General features: G+C 73.2%; 14 protein-coding genes. 2 read left to right on the forward strand and 12 right to left on the reverse strand.

Annotated elements, in window-relative coordinates; all coding sequences use genetic code 11:
* Positions 1-127: 127 nt before the first annotated feature.
* The 3 genes from ACULK2_RS14345 to recQ form a co-directional block, all read right to left on the reverse strand.
* Positions 128-562: a hypothetical protein gene (locus tag ACULK2_RS14345; protein WP_445968516.1), complete on the reverse strand. Its 435-nt coding sequence runs from the start codon at positions 560-562 to the stop codon at positions 128-130.
* Positions 563-613: 51 nt separating this feature from the next.
* Positions 614-1,018 carry a hypothetical protein gene (locus ACULK2_RS14350; RefSeq protein WP_445968517.1) on the reverse strand — a complete coding sequence of 135 codons (405 nt, stop codon included), beginning with the start codon at positions 1,016-1,018 and terminating at the stop codon, positions 614-616.
* Positions 1,019-1,182: 164 nt separating this feature from the next.
* A complete protein-coding gene (gene recQ, locus ACULK2_RS14355; RefSeq protein WP_445968649.1) occupies positions 1,183-3,054 on the reverse strand; it encodes a DNA helicase RecQ in 1,872 nt (623 codons plus the stop codon).
* Positions 3,055-3,345: 291 nt separating this feature from the next.
* On the opposite strand from recQ, the gene ACULK2_RS14360 reads away from it, so the two are divergent.
* Entirely contained in the window at positions 3,346-4,047 is a 702-nt protein-coding gene (locus tag ACULK2_RS14360; RefSeq protein WP_445968518.1) for an SDR family NAD(P)-dependent oxidoreductase, read from the forward strand.
* Positions 4,048-4,164: 117 nt separating this feature from the next.
* Here ACULK2_RS14360 and ACULK2_RS14365 read toward each other — a convergent pair whose 3' ends face one another.
* The 4 genes from ACULK2_RS14365 to ACULK2_RS14380 all read right to left on the reverse strand — a co-directional run bounded on the left by ACULK2_RS14365 (position 4,165) and on the right by ACULK2_RS14380 (position 8,423).
* Positions 4,165-4,896 (reverse strand): copper resistance CopC family protein, encoded by a 732-nt coding sequence (locus tag ACULK2_RS14365; RefSeq protein WP_445968519.1) that lies wholly within the window; start codon positions 4,894-4,896, stop codon positions 4,165-4,167.
* Positions 4,897-4,901: 5 nt separating this feature from the next.
* Positions 4,902-5,630: a YcnI family protein gene (locus tag ACULK2_RS14370; RefSeq protein ID WP_445968520.1), complete on the reverse strand. Its 729-nt coding sequence runs from the start codon at positions 5,628-5,630 to the stop codon at positions 4,902-4,904.
* A 99-nt stretch (positions 5,631-5,729) separates the two neighbouring features.
* A complete protein-coding gene (locus ACULK2_RS14375) occupies positions 5,730-6,347 on the reverse strand; it encodes a hypothetical protein (RefSeq protein WP_445968521.1) in 618 nt (205 codons plus the stop codon).
* An 81-nt stretch (positions 6,348-6,428) separates the two neighbouring features.
* On the reverse strand, positions 6,429-8,423 hold the full coding sequence (locus tag ACULK2_RS14380) for a bifunctional metallophosphatase/5'-nucleotidase (protein ID WP_445968522.1): 1,995 nt from the start codon (positions 8,421-8,423) through the stop codon (positions 6,429-6,431).
* A 242-nt stretch (positions 8,424-8,665) separates the two neighbouring features.
* Here ACULK2_RS14380 and ACULK2_RS14385 point away from each other — a divergent pair, with 242 nt between their 5' ends.
* Positions 8,666-9,601 carry an EamA family transporter gene (locus tag ACULK2_RS14385; RefSeq protein ID WP_445968523.1) on the forward strand — a complete coding sequence of 312 codons (936 nt, stop codon included), beginning with the start codon at positions 8,666-8,668 and terminating at the stop codon, positions 9,599-9,601.
* Positions 9,602-9,683: 82 nt separating this feature from the next.
* On the opposite strand, the gene ACULK2_RS14390 is transcribed toward ACULK2_RS14385, so the two are convergent.
* From ACULK2_RS14390 to ACULK2_RS14410, 5 genes are all read right to left on the reverse strand, one after another.
* A complete protein-coding gene (locus ACULK2_RS14390; RefSeq protein WP_445968650.1) occupies positions 9,684-12,197 on the reverse strand; it encodes a DEAD/DEAH box helicase in 2,514 nt (837 codons plus the stop codon).
* Positions 12,198-12,555: 358 nt separating this feature from the next.
* A complete protein-coding gene (locus ACULK2_RS14395; protein WP_445968524.1) occupies positions 12,556-13,095 on the reverse strand; it encodes a gluconokinase in 540 nt (179 codons plus the stop codon).
* Positions 13,092-13,853: a DUF1353 domain-containing protein gene (locus tag ACULK2_RS14400; RefSeq protein ID WP_445968525.1), complete on the reverse strand. Its 762-nt coding sequence runs from the start codon at positions 13,851-13,853 to the stop codon at positions 13,092-13,094. Before ACULK2_RS14400 ends, ACULK2_RS14395 begins: the two co-directional genes overlap by 4 nt.
* Before the next feature lie 149 nt (positions 13,854-14,002).
* Entirely contained in the window at positions 14,003-14,923 is a 921-nt protein-coding gene (locus tag ACULK2_RS14405; protein WP_445968526.1) for an AEC family transporter, read from the reverse strand.
* Positions 14,924-14,996: 73 nt separating this feature from the next.
* Complete coding sequence (locus tag ACULK2_RS14410) at positions 14,997-15,986, reverse strand: aldo/keto reductase (protein ID WP_445968527.1); 990 nt, start codon at positions 15,984-15,986, stop codon at positions 14,997-14,999.
* Between the last annotated feature and the right edge of the window lie 35 nt (positions 15,987-16,021).

Here is a 16,021-nt window from a genome sequence, read left to right on the forward strand (position 1 = left end):
GCGCCGGATGGCGTGAGAACTGCGTCCGTCGCCTACAAACGCCGCTTCGCGGCATCCGAGCGCGATTGCAGAACCCTACAAACCGAGGAGGTCTCGACCTTGGATGATCGACAAGTATCTCGGCGGCTCAGCCGTCCGCGGGCTGGTCGGGCGCCAGTCCGCGGAAGAAGCGCGTCGACTCCCCCGACCACAGCAGGAGCAGGATGGCGACCGCGACCAGGGCGCTCACCACCTCGTTCACCGCTCCCGACGGGTTCGCGACCGCGGCGCCCACCGACGCGACGATCGAGAAGACCTCGATCACGGTGATCGCGATCCGAGCGACCGGGTTGCCGCGCATCAGCCCGAAGGCGACGACGGCCGCGATCGCGCCGAGGATCAACGAGACCGACCCCATGATCGCCCACGTCGTTCGGGTCGCGGCGTCGTCGCCGCCGATGGTCGCGAGGGTGAGCAGGAAGAAGCCCGCCACGAGATCGAGTGCGGCGTTCACCCACACGAGGGCGCCCACCACCGTCACCGCCGCCGGGCGCCGAACGCCCTCGATGCCCTGTCCGGTCATGTCCGCTCCTCGTTCCGTCGATCCGGTGATCGGTTCATCGTGTCGGCCGCGTCACCGCGTGAAGAACGCGCTCGCCTTGGGGGTCCAGAGCAGGATCAGGACGATCGCCGAGACGGCGAGGCCGATCCACTCGCCGACCGGGAAGCCGAGGTACGCGACGGCCATGAACAGCGAACCGATGAGCGAGAACACCTGGAGCACCGTGACGATGAGCCGGGCCGGCTGGCTGCCCCGCAGCAGGCCGCCCGCGAGGACGGCGGTGATCAGGCCGACGATGATCGAGCCGATCGCCGCCGTGATGAGCGGCCCGGTCCCGCCGAAGCCGTCGACGACCTCTTGATTGGGCAGGAGGAAGAAGAGGATGACGCCCGAGATCATGTCGATCGCGCCCGCGACGAACGCGAGGACGCCGATGATCGTGATCGTGGTGGGCCGGCTGCCCTGTGCTGTCGACATCTGCGTTCCCCCGAATCCGCGCCGCCCCGGTGGCGACCCCTGGGGCCGATGCTAGCGACGGCGGGCATGCGAGCGCGAGCATCGCGGCGCTCGAGTCGTCGACGGCTCCGGTGCCGCGGAGCCTCTCTCGGGCGGATCGCCGCACGTGCGACCCGGGACCTCGCTCACCCGGCGTGCTCCGCGACGACCCGCACGAGGGCCTCGCCGTACGCGTCGAGCTTCTTCGCGCCGATGCCCGAGATGCCGTCGAGTTCGGCCACGCCGCCTGGACGCCGCACCGCGACGGCGCGCAGCGTCGCGTCGCCGAACACGATGTAGGCGGGCACGCCCTGCTCGCGCGCCTCACCCGCACGCCAGGCGCGCAGCGCCTCGAACAGCTCGGCGTCGCGCGGCTCGAGATCGGCTGCCGCGGGCGCCGCGGCACGCGACGAGCGCGACGAGCGCGTCGGACGCTCGGGCTCGGTGCGGAAGGCGACCTCGCGCTCGCCCGACAGCACGTCGGCCGAGGCATCCGTCAACGTGAGCACGCCGTACTCGCCGACCGACTGCAGGAGGCCCTGCGCGAGCAGTTGGCGGACGACGCCACGCCACTGGGCCTGCGAGAGATCGGCGCCGATGGCCCACGTCGCGAGCGCATCGTGGCCGTACTGCTCGACGCGGGCGGTGCGCTTGCCGCGCAGGATGTCGACGAGGTGCCCGGCACCGAAGCGCTGCCCGCGCTCGCGCTGCAGCCGGACGATCGTCGACATGAGCTTCTGGGATGCCACCGTGCCGTCCCACGAGGCGGGCGGCTCGAGGCACGTGTCGCAGTTGCCGCAGGGCGCGCTCTGCTGCCCGAAGTAGGCGAGCAGGTTCTGCCGGCGGCACTGCACCGTCTCGCAGAGCGCGAGCATGGCGTCGAGGTGGGCGGCGAGGCGGCGGCGGTGCGCGAGGTCGCCGGGGCTCTCGTCGATCATCCGGCGCTGCTGCACGACATCCTGCAGGCCGTACGCGAGCCAGGTCGTCGACGGCAGGCCGTCGCGACCGGCACGCCCGGTCTCCTGGTAATAGCCCTCGACCGACTTCGGGAGGTCGACGTGGGCGACGAAGCGCACGTCGGGCTTGTCGATGCCCATGCCGAACGCGATGGTGGCGACGACGACCACCCCGTCCTCCCGGAGGAAGCGCTCCTGTGTGCGGCGACGCGTCGCGGCGTCGAGGCCCGCGTGGTACGGCATCGCGTCGACGCCGTTCGCGGCGAGGAAGGCCGCGAACTTCTCGGTGCTCGCCCGCGACAGCGCGTAGACGATGCCCGCGACCGGGGTGCCGTCGGCGTCGCGGCCCTCCGTGCGCACGAAGTCGAGCAACTGCCGGCGCACGTCGAGCTTCGGCGCGATCCGGTACTGGATGTTCGGCCGGTCGAAGCTCGAGACGAAGTGCCGGGCGTCGCGGAGCGAGAGCCGCTCCGTGATCTCGCGGTGGGTCGCCTCGGTCGCGGTCGCGGTCAGGGCGATGCGCGGCACGTCGGGCCAGCGTTCCGCGAGCTCGGCGAGCGCCAGGTAGTCGGGGCGGAAGTCGTGGCCCCATTGGGCGACGCAGTGCGCCTCGTCGATCGCGAAGAGCGCGATCGTGCCGCGTTCGAGGAACCGCTTCGTCTGCTCGGAGCCGAGGCGCTCGGGCGCGACGTAGAGCAGGTCGAGCTCGCCCGCGAGGTACGCGCGCTCGACGGCGGCGCGCTCGGCGGGCGACTGCGACGAGTTGAGGTAGCCCGCGCGGACGCCGTTGCGCACGAGCGCGTCGACCTGGTCGTGCATGAGGGCGATGAGCGGCGAGACCACGACTCCCGTGCCCTCGCGGAGGAGCGCCGGGACCTGGTAGCAGAGGCTCTTGCCGCCGCCCGTGGGCATGAGCACCACGGCGTCGCCGCCGCCCGCGACGTGGTCGATGATCGCCGCCTGCTCGCCGCGGAACGCGTCGTAGCCGTACACCGTGCGGAGCGCATCGACGGCCGAGTCGAAGCGGACCGGTGCCGCGGCCGGGGCGCCGCCCCGCGGCATCCGGTCGTCGTCGACGGCACGGCCCGCCGTCTCGGACGGAGGCGGAGGCGCCCACTCGTCGTCGGGCGGCGCGAGCTCGTCCGGGTCCCACGGGACCTCGTCGGCCCACGGCGCCGCGTCGGCGGGGTCGGGGTGCTCGCTCCAGCTCACCCGACGACCCTACCCGGCGGCACCGACCGGCAGGTCCTGCCGATCGGTCCGGACCGTCGGCGACGGCTGGGGAGGACGGGTGCGGTGCGAGAGTCCTGTGAAGTCGGCGCCGACCGGTACCGGCCGACCTAGGCTCGCGCCATGACCACCCTCGAGCACGCCCGCGTCCTCGTCGTCGGTGCGACGGGCGCACTGGGCACGCTGATCTCGGACCGGCTCGCGGAACGCGGGGCACGGCTCGCGCTGCACGGGCGCGACGAGGAGCGCCTTCGCGAGCGCTCGGACCTCGGCGCGACGATCGCCATGGACCTCGTGGAGGAGGACGCCCCCGAGCAGATCGTCGGCCGGGCGCGGGACGCGCTCGGCGGCCTCGACGTGATCGTCGTGGCGGCCGGCGTCGTCGCGTTCGACGACGTCGCCGCCACGGCCGCGCAGGACCTCGAGACGCTGTTCACCGTGAACGCGCTCGCGCCGATGCGGATCGTCTCGGCCGCGTTGCCCGCGCTGCGGGAGGCGGCCGCCGAGGGCCGCGAACCCGTGGTGCTCACGCTCAGCGGGATCGTCTCGGAGCTGCCGACCGCCGGGCTCGCCAGCTACTCGGCGTCGAAGGCCGCACTCGCGGCGTACATGACGGCCGCAGGTCGGGAACTGCGGCGCAGCGGCATCCGCCTGGTCGACGCGCGTCCCGGCCACACCGAGACCGGCCTCGCCGGGCGGCCGCTGTTCGGCACGGCGCCGCGATTCCCACCCGGGCACGAGCCGGCCGCCGTCGCGGACCGCCTCGTCCGGGCCATCGAGGACGGCGCGACCGCGCTGCCGCCGGACGCCTTCTCCGGCGCCTGAGGCAGCGGGCGGAGGTGCGGCGCAGCGAGGACGGCCCGCGCTGCGGGCTGCGCTGCCGCCTCGGGTCGGCGCACGCGCGGGCCGGCGCCGACGATCACGTCGGCGCCGGTCCACGCGTCAGCGGGTCCGGCCGTCGTCCTCGGGAAGGTCCGCTCGGTCGGCCGTTGGGACGTCGCCGTCGGGGGCGTCGTGGGCCTCGGCCGGTTCCGTCGATGTCTCGTCCGACGGGGCGGCCTCCGTCGCGGCATCGTGTCCGGGCCGGCGTCGCACGAAGAGGAACGCGACGAGCGCCGCCGCGATCACCGCGACGGCGCCGGCGCCGATCCAGATGAGATCGGTCGTCGCACCCGAGCCGGTCGTGCTCGCCTCGTCGTCGACCTCGGCGTCCGTGCCCTCCGCATCGCCCGATCCGGTCGTCGAGGCGCAGGGCGACTCCGCCGCCCCCTCGGCGAGCGCCTGCCCGTCGGCGGGCTCCCAGTCGAAGGAGAAGTCGCCCGAGATCGGGTGGCCGTCGGCCGACACGACGCGCCACACGACCGTGTACTCGCCCGGCTCGCCGAGCTCGGCCGCCACGCTCGCGATCGGACCGTCGACCGCCGCGCACCCGGTCGCGTAGTGGCGGCCGTCGGGCCCGACGACGTCCATCGCCGCGGCACCCTCGGTGTCGATCAGGGCGTCGTTCGTCTCGAGCCAGACGGTCCCGGGCTGCTCGACGACGGTCTCCTCGCCGTCTGGCGAGATCGCGATGACCGTGTTGTGGGCCGATGCCGGCGAGACGGGGCCGGCCACCCCGGCCAGGGCGGCGAGCGCCGCCCCGGCCGTGGCGAGCCGAATGCTCCGGCGCGACATGGTCGTCAGGCCTTCTTCCGTCGCGTCGCGGCGATCGCGACGACGAGCCCGGCCGCGCCGACCGCGAGGCCGGTGATTCCGAGCACGCGTCCGACCACGTCGACCGAGCCCTGCGTCGCCGCGGTCTCCTCGGCCTCGTGCTCGTCGGAAGCCTCCTCCGACTCGTTCTCGGCGTGGCCGTGCGCGTCGCCCGTCGCCTCGGTCACCTCGATCGCCGGCGCGGGGCTCTCGGGCTCCGCGCCGTCGGAGCCGGCCGACTCGCTCCAGTCGTTCTCGCCCTCGACGCAGGACTGCAGCACCGGGAACTCGAGGAGCTCGCCCGCGGCATCCTCGGGCAGCAGCACCTGGATCTCGAAGGTCTCGCGGTAGCCGTCGGGCTGCGGCGTCCCGGCCGTGTACACGACCTGGCCGACGCGCTCGGCGACGACGTCGCCGTGTGCGCCCTCGACGGGCTCGTCGAGCTCGACCATGACCTTCTCGACCTCCCAGCCGGGCTTGATCGTGGGCGTCACCGAGAGGATCGACTCGGGGATCTCGACGGCGTACGAGGTCGTGGGCGAGCCGTCGCAGCCGTGCCCCGAGGCGAACTCGAGGACGGCGTACGAGCCCGCGGCGGTCGAGCTCGGGGTGACGACGACGTGCGCCTGCGCCGCGACGGGCGCGGCCAGGGCGAGGAGGGTGCCGGCGCCGAGGGCGGTCGCGGCGGCGGCGGTGGTGCGGGTGATGGATCGCATGGGTGTGCTTCTTCTCCAATGGGGTGCGCGGACGCGGTGCCGTGTTCGTCGGCAGTGGTTCGGCGCGTCGGCGCGAACGGATTCCGGGTGCGTGACCGCTCAGGCGGCCGCGACCGTCGCGGGCGGGCCGCGGTGCCGGAGCATGGAGAGGAGCAGGATGCCGAGACGCGGCGGACCGGCTCGACGCTCGACCGGTGGGCGGAGGTCGTGACCGGCCGGCGCGGGCGCGCCCGTGATGGCGGCGACGAGCAGGCGGATGCCGCGCGCGAGCGCGCCGGCCACCGCGACGACGACGGCGAGGGCCCGGCCGAGGACCGCGAGGAACGCCACGGTGAGGGCGGCCGCCGCCACGTGCGCGACGGGCATCGCCGCGTGGCCGTGGTCGACCGCGACGAACGCGTCGAGTGGGATGGCGCCGCTCGCGTGCAGCGCGTGGGGGTCGACGGATGCCGCCGGCCCGGCGGTCCCGGCCGCGCCCACCGAGTAGAGCAGGTGCAGGGCGGTCTGCGCGACGAGCGCCGCGACCGAGGCGCGGATCAGCGGCATCCGCCCGCCGACGACGACCATCGCGACGGGGATCGAGAACGCGAGCGCGAGCGCCAGGGCGATCGGGCCCGGCGGGGTGCCGCCCCCGACGGTGTGCGCGAGGGATGCGGCGAGCACCGCGAACGCGGCGATGGCCGCGCCGCGCGCCGCGCGTGCACCCCGTGAAGTCACCCGACCAGCCTAACCGCCCGTCGGGCACGGGAACGGCCCCGGGCGAGTCGCCCGGGGCCGTTCGCGTCGATCGCGCTCAGGTCACAGCGGGAGCGTGAACGAGCTCGTCGTGCCGGTCGGCGTCGTGATCATGAACCGCGAGTCCGCGGTGGCACCCGCCGGGATGGCGAAGGTCACCGAGGCGCGGCCGATCTCATCGAACGTGGCCGGGTTCGGGAAGGACGGGTCGACCGCGACCGTCGTGACCTCGACGTCGTCGAGCCAGACGGTCACCGTGCCCGCCTTCGGCTCGGTCGTGCTGAAGTCGAGCGACGAGAGGTCGACCGTGGCCTGGCCGCCCGCGACGCTGACGACGTCGACGCCGACCGCGCGCTGCGCGTAGTCGGGCGTGACGGTGCCGAACGTCTCGAAGTAGTCGACCATGGCCTCGAGGTCGATCTTGCCGCTGTCGGCCTTGTTCACGCCGTCGCGGAAGGTGACGAAGTTGTCGCCGCCCGAGGCGAGGAACGAGTTGGCACCGACCGAGTACGTCGCCGCCGGGTCGAGCGCCACGCCGTCGAGGAAGATCTCGCTGATGCGCGAGCCCTGCGCGGCGGTCGGGTCGTACGTGTAGGTCAGACCCTCGTTGACGCCGAGCTTCAGGAAGGGTCGCGACGCACCCGCGGGCTGCCACTGCTCCTCGAGGATGCCCTTGATCTGCGCACCGGTGAGGTCGAGCGTGACGAGCGTGTTCGCGAACGACTGCACGTTGGCGACCTCGCGGTAGGTCGTCTCACCCGCGTCGATGTCGGCGCGGAGGCCACCCGGGTTCATGAAGGTGATGTCCACGTCCCGCGTCCCATCGGCTTCGAGAGCCCAGAGCTGCACATCCGCCACGAGGTTGCCGAGCGTCGACTCGCCGCCGCGGTTCTCGACCAGCGCAGGCTGACCGTTCACGACGCCCGGACGCTGCGCCCGGTTGAGTGCGGCCGACGTCTCGCCGATGACCACGCTGCCGAGTTCGTTCGCGATCTCGGTGGCCGCGGTCACGATCGGGACGATCTCGGGGTCGGGCTCGTAGAGCCACGCCGTCACGTTGTTGTTCGCGTCGAACGCGGTCGCCATCGTGTAGAGGGTGTTCTCCATCTTGGTGATGGACTTCGTCGCGCGGTCGTAGCTGATCTCCATGTTGCTGAAGCGCTCGCCGTACTGGCCGCTCGAGATGACGGGGCGACCGTCGATCACGTGGTTGTACGGCAGGTGCGTGTGGCCCGAGACGATCGCGTCGATGTTGTCGTTCGCGTTCAGGACGATGTCGCCGAACCGGCTGTTCGGGTCGGTCGCCGACTCGATGCTCGTCGTGGCCGCACCCTCGTGCACGAGCATGATGACGATGTCGGCCTCGCCGTTGCCCTTCTTCCCGTCGCTGAGCTCGTCGGCGACGCGGTTGGCTGCCTCGACCGGGCTGCCCACCGTGATGTCCTCGATGCCCGAGGGGCTCACGAGCGAGGGGAGCTCGTCGGTGACGGCGCCGACGAAGCCGATGGTCACGCCCTGGAACTTCTGGAGCCAGTACTCGGGCAGCGCCACCTCGCCCGTGGCCTTGTCGTAGATGTTGGCGCCGAGGTACTCGAAGTCGGCGAGCGGCATCACGCGGTCGGTGAGGTCGGCGAAGCCCTTGTCGAACTCGTGGTTGCCGACGGAGCTGACGTCGAGTCCCGCGGCGTTGAGCGCCTCGATCGTGGGCACGTCGTCCTGGATGAAGGAGGTGAACGTCGACGCGCCGATCATGTCGCCGGCGGCGGCGAAGACGGTGTTCGAGTTCTGCGAACGGAAGTGATCGACGGCGCTCGAGAGCCGGGCGATGCCGGCGGCAGTGCCCGCCTGCTCGATGCGACCGTGGAAGTCGTTGATGGTGAAGAGGTTGATGTCGACCGACCGGGACTCGAAGCCCTTCGGCGACGGTGCGGCCTGCGCCGACACGGCACCACCGAGGGCCAGCGCGAGCGCGGTGGCGCCGGCGAGGACGCCGGCGGCGCGACGGCCGCGGGTGGACGTGGCGCGGTTTCGGGCCGCACCGGGGGAACGTTGCTGCATTGCGTGATCTCCTCTGCAAGGACGGATGCGGGAGACCTGCCGTTGCGCTCCCCCGGCGTCGCACGTGCCCGCCCCGGGTATGGCAGGCACTGATCCGCAGCCTAAGGCGCGGTCGCGACGGTGGGAAGGGACTTGACCCGTTCGTCATCCGGCGTTCAACGGATCGGGCCGATTTTGCTCGGATGAGCAGAGGTCGTCGCTCAGATGAGCAGGATCGGCGGTCGCGTCTAGGCTGATCCCCGATGCTCACCGCCGTCCTCTCGCTCACCGGTGCGATCGTCTACGGCGCGGCGGACTTCCTCGGCGGCCTGGCCGCACGTCGCCTCGGGGCGCTGCTCGCGACCGCCGTCGCGGCGGTCGCCGGTCTCGTGACGATGCTCGCGGCGCTGCCCGTGCTCGGCGGCGAGTGGACGGCGGCCGACGTCGGCTGGGGTGCGCTCTCGGGCGTGGTCGGCGCGGTGGCGATCGCGTTGCTCTACGCCTGCCTCGCGATCGGCCCGATGAGCATCCTCTCGCCGCTGACCGCACTCATGTCGGCGATCACGCCGATGCTCTGGGGAACGCTCGTCGGTGACGAGCGGTTCGGCCCGCTCGGCGTGTGGGGCATCGGCATCGCACTCGTCGCGGTGGTGCTCGTCGGGTTCGTGCCCGAGCGCGGCGCCGTGCGGCCGAGCGCGCACGGCCTGCTGCTCGCGGTCGGATCCGGCCTCGCCATCGGCGGCTACTACATCGTCATCTCCCGCACCGCGGATGCCTCGGGCGTCGTGCCGCTCGTCGCCAACCGCGTCGTCTCGGCGATCCTGCTGTTCGCGGCGTTCGGAACCGTCGCGCTGCTCGCAACGGTGCGCGCACGCTCGGCAGCCCTCCGGGTCGCGGCGCCCCGTGCGATGCCGCCCGCGCCGCCCGAGGCGGCGCCGCGCGCGCCGCGGGGCTCGAGCGCGCTGCGCACCGCGCTCGCCCTCGCGCTCGCGTGCGGCGTCGTGGACGCCACGGCGAACGTCCTGCTGCTCCTCGGCATCCGGGCGGGCGACCTCGCCGTGGCCGCCGTGCTCGGCGCGATGTACCCGGCCGGCACGATCCTGCTCGCGGCCTTCGTGCTGCGCGAGCGCATCGCGCCCGTGCAGTGGGCCGGCCTCGCACTCGCCCTCGTCGCCGCGGGGCTCCTCGCGCTGGCCTGACGCCCCGCCGTCGCGATCGGTTCCACCGCGTACACGCGGACCGCGATGTTCCGAGCCGGCGGACCGGCGCCGAGCGCGGCCCTCAGAGCCGGACGACCTCGGCGATCCGCACGACCGCGAACCCTTCCTCGGCCGACGCCTCGAGGTCGACCTCGCCGCGGATGCGCCAGTCGTGGTGGCCGGCCGGGTCGTCGATCACCTGCTCGACGCGCCAGGTGCCGGCCGCGGCATCCGTCTCGTCGATCGTGACGAGCCGCGGCGATCGCGCCGGGCCGCCGGTGAGGATGTCGTCGTGCTCGCCGTAGTAGCGGTCGAGCACGTCGGGCCAGCCGACGTCGGGGTCGAGCTCGGCGAGTTCCTCGTCGCGCTCGAGCGCGGCGAGCTGCACGCGGCGGAACAGCTCGTTGCGCACGAGCACCGTGAACGCGCGGCGGTTCGTCACCACCGACGGCGGCGCGGGCGGCACGACCGGCGCCTCGTCCTCGGGCAGGTGCGAGCGCGGGTCGACGAGCTCGGCCCACTCGTCGACGAGGCTCGAGTCGACCTGCCGCACGAGCTCGCCGAGCCACTCGATGAGGTCGAGCAGCTCCTCGTCCTTGTGCTCGTCGGGCACCGTCTGGCGGATCGCGCGGAACGCATCGGAGAGGTAGCGCAGCACGAGCCCCTCGCTCCGGGCGAGCTGGTAGAACGACACGTACTCGCCGAACGACATGCTCCGCTCGAACATGTCGCGCACGACCGACTTCGGGCTGAGCTCGAAGTCGCGCACCCACGGCTGGCTCGACGCGAACGTCTCGAACGCGTGCGCGAGCAGCTCGTCGAGCGGCTTCGGCCAGGTGACCTCCTCGAGCAGCGCCATCCGCTCGTCGTACTCGACGCCGTCGCGCTTCATGGCGGCGACCGCCTCGCCGCGGGCCCTGTACTGCTGCTGCGAGAGGATCGGGCGCGGGTCGTCGAGCGTCGACTCGATGATCGACACGACGTCGAGCGAGTAGTGGCCGGTGCCCTGCTCGCTCGTCTCCGGGTCGAGGAGCTCGATCGCGGCGAGCGCGAACGGCGACAGCGGCTGGTTGAGCGCGAAGTTCGGCTGCAGGTCGACCGTGAGCCTGAGGTCGACGCCGTAGGCGCGTCCGGCCTCCACGGCCGGCGTGATGCGGACGACCTCCGCATCGCGCAGCGTGCGCAGGATGCCGAGTGCGCGGCGCGCGAGCTCGACCTGCCTGGGGCGCGGCTCGTGGTTGTCGAAGACGAGCGAGCGGATGGCGCCGGCCACGTCGCCGCCGCGGCCGACGACGTTGATGAGCATGGCCGCGCTCAGCGAGAGCTGCGGCACGAGCGGCTCGGGCTCCGCGGCGACGAGGCGCTCGAACGAGCCCTCGCCCCACGTGACGAACCCGGCCTGCGGCTTCTTGCGGACGATCTTCCTCAGCTTCTTCGGGTCGTCGCCCGCCTTGCGGACGGCCGTCTCGTTCTCGATCTCGTGGTCGGGCGCGAGCACCACGACCGTGCCCGCGGTGTCGTAGCCCGCACGACCCGCGCGCCCCGCGATCTGGTGGAACTCGCGCGCGGAGAGCTGGCGCATCCGCTGCCCGTCGTACTTCGACAGCGCGGTGATCAGGACCGACCGGATCGGCACGTTGATGCCCACGCCGAGCGTGTCGGTGCCGCAGATCACGCGCAGCAGGCCCCGCTGGGCGAGCGTCTCGACGAGTCGGCGGTAGCGCGGCAGCATGCCCGCGTGGTGCACGCCGATGCCGGCGCGCACGAGACGCGAGAGGATCTTGCCGAATCCGGTCGTGAACCGGAACCCGCCGATCGCCTCGGCGATCTCGTCGCGCTGCTCGCGCGTCACGACGCGGATCGACGAGAGCGCCTGCGCGCGCTCCATCGCGGCCGCCTGCGAGAAGTGCACGATGTAGACGGGCGCCTGCTTCGTCGCGAGGAGGTCCTCGACGGTCTCCTGCACGGGCGTCTTCGCGTACGAGAAGTGCAGCGGCACGGGCCGCTCCACCCCCGTCACCCGGGCGGTGTCGCGGCCGGTGCGTCGCGCGAGGTCGTCGGCGATCGCCGTGACGTCGCCGAGCGTGGCCGACATGAGCACGAACTGCGCGCGAGGCAGCGTGATGAGCGGCACCTGCCACGCCCAGCCCCGGTCGGGGTCGCCGTAGTAGTGGAACTCGTCCATCACGACCTGGTCGACCGCGGCATCCGCGCCCTGGCGGAGCGCCAGGTTGGCGAGGATCTCGGCCGTGCAGCAGATGATCGGCGCCTCGGCGTTCACCGAGCTGTCGCCCGTGACCATGCCGACGTTCGCGGCGCCGAAGATGTCGACGAGCTGGAAGAACTTCTCGCTGACGAGCGCCTTGATCGGCGCCGTGTAGTAGGTGCGGCCCCACGGTCGGCCCGCATCGCGGTCGGCGGCGGTGCGCGCGACGGATGCCGCGTGGGCGGCGACCGCGACGAGCGACTTGCCCGTGCCCGTGGGCGTCGACAGGATCACGTTCGCGCCCGAGACGAGCTCGATCACCGCCTCGTCCTGCGCGGTGTAGAGGGCGAAACCTCGACCCTCGGCCCACTCGACGAACGCGTCGTACATGGCATCGGCGTCGTACGGGCGCGGGGCGGCGTCGAGGAGGGTGGGGGTCACCCGTTCGAGTCTGCCGCATGCGGGGCGGTCGCGGGCGCCCGCGCGCACGGCCGCCCGGGCGGCCGGGTGCCGGCCGTCGGACCGACGCCGTGCGGCGGCGCCTCCCCCAAGGCGCTCGCCGCACGGTCGGATCCGGGGGGAGCCGGCCCGCGCCGCCCGCTCGGGTCGGGCTCGGCGCGGCCGGCTCTCCGGTCGGCGCCGAGGAGACAGTTCCCCCTGCATGTCCGCGGTGCTCGACCAGGAGCAACGCTACGGAGCGGGCTGGTCGCGGGCATCAGGGGTAGCCCTGAAGGTGCCGCGACGCCCCTCAGGCGCGAGGCCGCCCGCCGGCCTCGCCGTCGCCGCCGCCTGCGACCCACGCGGCGGCGGCCTCGACGACCTCGTCGATCGGGGCCGACGCGTCGACCACGAGCGCGGGCTCGTCGCCGGCGGGGAGCTCGAGCGTCGCGAGCTGCGACGCCAGGAGCGTGGGCGGCATGAAGTGGTCCGGTCGGGCGCCGGCCCGCGCGGCGAGCTCCTCCCGCGAGAGATCGAGGTGCACGAACCGCGTCGCGGGCGCCGCCTCGAGGATGCGGTCGCGGTACGCGCGTCGCAGCGACGAGCAGGCGACGACGATCCCCGGCCGTGCGGACCCGGCGAGCACCTCGCCGACCCGGTCGAGCCACGGTCGACGGTCGGCGTCGTCGAGCGGGATGCCGGCGCGCATCTTCTCGACGTTCGCCGTCGGGTGCACGTCGTCGGCGTCGACGAAGGGCACGCCGAGGCGATCGGCGAGCCGCTCCCCGATCGTCGACTTCCCGGAGGCGGAGACGCCCATCACGACGACGGGGCCGGGTTCGCGCGTCATGCCGCGCCCCCCTCGCGGCCCTCCGGCCCGGGGACCGCGGTCGGCCGGACGACCGAGCGCACGTCGCCGCCCGCGATGAGCTCGACGATGGCCTCGACCACACGGAACACGCCGACGGCGAGCAGCTGCGCCGCGAGCACGGGCCCGAGGAGCGCGAGCGGGTAGGTGAGCGCGATGACGAGGCGCGCGAGCCCGCCCCAGGCGAACGCGGCGAGCGCCGGCGCGACGGCGAGCAGGAGCCATGCCGGATGGGCGATGATCGCGAGCACGACCGCGGCCACGACCGCGATCACGCCGAGCGCGACCTGGCCGAGCAGGAGCCATCCGCGCCATCCGGCGTACGTGCGCTCGCGGTCGGCCGAGACCCACGCCCACATCAGGCGCGCACGGAGCACGGGCACGCCCTGCTCGCGGAGCGCCCGATGGAACACGTCGTCGTCCTCCCGGCGCTGCGCGAGCGCGGCGGCCGGGTCGTCGAGCGCGGCCGCCGCGAGCGACTGCGCGTCGTGCAGGATCGCCGGGGCCGACTGGCGTCCGTAGCTCGCGATGAGCCCCCACAGGGGCGTCGGCACGGACGCGAGGTCGGTGATGCCGGCGGGCGGCGGTGCCTCGCCGGCGGCCGGGGCGCGGTAGCGGCGTCCGCTCGGCTCGTCGAGGTAGACGACGGGCTCGCGCAGCGCGAACCGGTAGCCGTCGGCCGGCCGCTGGGCGAGCGGCAGTTCGACGAGCGGGGCGCCGCCATCGCGCAGGAAGGGCATTCGGGTCTCCTCGCCTCGGTGCGTTGCACCATCCTCGCGCCTCCGACCGTCACGACGGAACCGGGCACATCGACGAGAGGCGGATGCCGCGTGCTGGGGCGCGGCGGTCGCGCCGACGCGGTGCGAGCGGATGCCGCGTGGCGGGCCGGTCAGCCGAGCAGCACCGTCACGAGCAGCAGCACGGGCACCGACCCGACCGTCGTGACGAACACCGTGTCGCGCGCCACCACCTCTGCGGTCTCGTAGCGCTGTGCGAAGGTGAACACGTTCTGCGCGGTCGGCAGCGCCGCGAGCACCGTGACCGCGGAGAGGTCCCGCCCGTCGAGGCCGAACACGAAGGCCCCCACGGCCCACGCCACCACGGGCATCATCGCGAGCTTCAGCGTCGCGGCGATCACGACGTCGCGCAGCCCCGTGCCGGGCTCGAGGAGCCGCGTGCCGTGCAGCGAGATGCCGTACGCGATGAGCATGAGCGGCACGGCCGCCTGCCCGATGAGGTGGATCGGATCCTGCACGATGGGCGGCAGTTCGAGGCCCGACACCGATACGAGCACACCGAGGAGCGAGCCGATGATGATCGGGTTCGTGAAGGTCGAGCGCAGGATGCCGCGGACGGAGGTCCGGCCCTCGACGGCCGCGCCGAGCACCGCGAGCGCCACCGGCGCGAAGAGCAGCAGCTGCAGCAGCACGATCGGCGCCGAGTACGCCGCGTCGCCGAGCAGGTACAGCGCGATCGGGATGCCGATGTTGTTGCCGTTGACGTAGCCGCTCGCGAGCGCGCCGATCGTCGTGCGCGCGATTCCGCGCCGCAGGACGAGCATCGACACCGCGACGAACACGAGCATGACCGAGACCGCGGCGATCGCCGACACCGGCAGCAGCGCCGAGAACAGCGCCTGCACGTCGGCGGTCGACAGCACCGAGAACAGCAGGAAGGGCGAGAGGACGTTGAAGTTGAGGCGCGCGAGCACCGGCCGCGCGTTCGGGCCGAGCACGCCGGTGCGGGCGGCGATCCAGCCGACGACCACGGCGAGCGCGATGACCGCGAACCCGGTGAGGATGTCGATCATGCGTCACCGCCGGCCGGCCGAGCGGCGGAACCCGAGGGGAACGACGTCGATCCGTCCCGGGGGTTCCGCCCGATCACCAACGGTGGTGCACCGAGGCGCGGATCTCGCGGTCGTACAGCTCGCGCACGGCCGCGTCGAACGACTCGGGCAACCCGAGCGAGCCGGAGGCCGCGTTCGCGCGGGCCTGCTCGGGGTTGCGCGCGCCCGGGATGACGGTCGAGACGCCGTCCTGCCCGGCCACCCACGCGAGCGCGACCTGCGCCGGCGTGGCCTCCGGTGCCGCCTCGCGCGCGAGCGCCGAGAACTCGGACGCCGCGCGCACGCCGGTCGCGTAGTCGACGCCAGAGAACGTCTCGCCGACGTCGAAGGACTCGCCGTGCCGGTTGTACGAGCGGTGGTCGTTCGCCGCGAACTCCGTGTCCATGGTGTAGCGGCCCGAGAGCAGCCCGCTCGCGAGGGGGACGCGCGCGATGATGCCGACGCCGTACTGCGTCGCGACCGGCAGGACCTCCTCGACCGGCTTCAACCGGAACGCGTTGAGGATGATCTGCACCGTGGCCACGTTCGGGCGCGCGATGGCGGCGAGCGCCTCGTCGACCTTCTCGACGCTCACGCCGTACGCCGCGACGGCGCCCTCGGCGACCAGCGTGTCGAGCGCGTCGTACACCGCGTCGTCGGAGTATACGGAGGTCGGCGGGCAGTGCAGCTGCACGAGGTCGAGCGTCTCGACGCCGAGGTTGCGGCGGGACCGATCGGTCCAGGCGCGGAAGTGGTCGAGGACGTAGTTGTCGTGCTCCTGAGGCATGCGTCGCCCCATCTTCGTCGCCACGGCGACGCCGGCGTCGGGGTTCGCCGCGAGCCAGCGGCCGATGAGCGTCTCGGATCGCCCGTCGCCGTAGACATCGGCCGTGTCGAACACGGTGACTCCCGCCTCGTGCGACGCGTCGAGCACGGCGAGCGCGTCGGCCTCGTCGACCTCACCCCAGTCGGCGCCGAGCTGCCAGGTGCCGAGTCCGATGACCGAGACGGTGCGGCCCGTGCGGCCGAGGGTGCGGGTCTGCATGCGTTGCTCCTCTTCGACGGATGTCCCGTCCGAGC

The organism is Agromyces molybdatiresistens, from assembly GCF_052748445.2.

Bases quoted from the DNA above. Each gene is read 5' to 3' on its own strand.
- ACULK2_RS14345 (WP_445968516.1), bottom strand. From the start codon at position 562: ATGACCGGACAGGGCATCGAGGGCGTTCGGCGCCCGGCGGCGGTGACG.
- ACULK2_RS14350 (WP_445968517.1), bottom strand. From the start codon at position 1,018: ATGTCGACAGCACAGGGCAGCCGGCCCACCACGATCACGATCATCGGC.
- recQ (WP_445968649.1), bottom strand. From the start codon at position 3,054: ATGCCGCGGGGCGGCGCCCCGGCCGCGGCACCGGTCCGCTTCGACTCG.
- ACULK2_RS14360 (WP_445968518.1), top strand. From the start codon at position 3,346: ATGACCACCCTCGAGCACGCCCGCGTCCTCGTCGTCGGTGCGACGGGC.
- ACULK2_RS14365 (WP_445968519.1), bottom strand. From the start codon at position 4,896: ATGTCGCGCCGGAGCATTCGGCTCGCCACGGCCGGGGCGGCGCTCGCC.
- ACULK2_RS14370 (WP_445968520.1), bottom strand. From the start codon at position 5,630: ATGCGATCCATCACCCGCACCACCGCCGCCGCCGCGACCGCCCTCGGC.
- ACULK2_RS14380 (WP_445968522.1), bottom strand. From the start codon at position 8,423: ATGCAGCAACGTTCCCCCGGTGCGGCCCGAAACCGCGCCACGTCCACC.
- ACULK2_RS14385 (WP_445968523.1), top strand. From the start codon at position 8,666: ATGCTCACCGCCGTCCTCTCGCTCACCGGTGCGATCGTCTACGGCGCG.
- ACULK2_RS14390 (WP_445968650.1), bottom strand. From the start codon at position 12,197: ATGTACGACGCGTTCGTCGAGTGGGCCGAGGGTCGAGGTTTCGCCCTC.
- ACULK2_RS14395 (WP_445968524.1), bottom strand. From the start codon at position 13,095: ATGACGCGCGAACCCGGCCCCGTCGTCGTGATGGGCGTCTCCGCCTCC.
- ACULK2_RS14400 (WP_445968525.1), bottom strand. From the start codon at position 13,853: ATGCCCTTCCTGCGCGATGGCGGCGCCCCGCTCGTCGAACTGCCGCTC.
- ACULK2_RS14405 (WP_445968526.1), bottom strand. From the start codon at position 14,923: ATGATCGACATCCTCACCGGGTTCGCGGTCATCGCGCTCGCCGTGGTC.
- ACULK2_RS14410 (WP_445968527.1), bottom strand. From the start codon at position 15,986: ATGCAGACCCGCACCCTCGGCCGCACGGGCCGCACCGTCTCGGTCATC.